Raw genomic sequence first — 637 nt, 5'->3', positions numbered from 1 at the left:
TAGTGATGCCCTAAGGCTGGAATTAAAAAGTTTTGGGCTACAGGTGGTGATAGTGGAGCCCGGTTTAATCGCTACTAATTTTGGTGAGATTGCTTTTCCTTCTATGCAAAAAGCATTGGAATGCAACATCTACGGCAAAATGATGCGCAATGTGCGCGCCGGCTGGGAAAGGGTTTATCAAGGCGCCTCCTCGCCTTTGCTGGTGGCGCAAACGATTGAAAATGCCTTAACAAAACCAAAACCAGCCGCCCGCTACCGCTGCGGCCATCAAGCAATTTCAGTGTTAGCCAGTGAATTGCTACCCACAAGCATTTGGGATCGGCTAATTAGCGCCCAGATGCTTCAAAACGCAGATTGAGATTTAAGCGGCCAGGAGCAATTGCTGCAGCTTGGGCCACAAGCAACGCAACCTTATCGGCGGGGGTGCCATCAACGCTTGTTCCACCAGGGGGTTCCATCACTAAATTGAATCCCCAAGCACCCACCACGGTATTGATTTGGCGTTCCTTGTAGCCCTGGGCGGTTAATTCAGTTTTTAATTTTGTTAGTAAGTCTTCTGGGCTCGCGCTGAGCTGGGTATTTAGGCTCGTTTGGCCAAGGCCATTGGCGGAAAATAAAGGAGCTGCTGGCTTGGTGG

1 protein-coding gene and 1 pseudogene are annotated in these 637 nt (G+C 50.1%); one reads left to right on the top strand and one right to left on the bottom strand.

The features are described from left to right. Window positions 1-358, top strand: a pseudogene (locus tag C7K08_RS15820) (SDR family NAD(P)-dependent oxidoreductase); the annotation flags it as partial. Here C7K08_RS15820 and C7K08_RS15815 read toward each other — a convergent pair. Beyond that, on the bottom strand, window positions 327-637 hold a 311-nt coding region (locus C7K08_RS15815), incomplete at its 5' end, for a hypothetical protein (RefSeq protein ID WP_106501213.1). The pseudogene C7K08_RS15820 and the gene C7K08_RS15815 overlap by 32 nt on opposite strands.

This window comes from Synechococcus lacustris str. Tous, assembly GCF_003011125.1.
Lineage (GTDB): Bacteria > Cyanobacteriota > Cyanobacteriia > PCC-6307 > Cyanobiaceae > Synechococcus_D > Synechococcus_D lacustris.
Note: the sequence above shows the minus strand (reverse complement) of the source record. Positions and strands in the feature narration are given on the sequence as shown.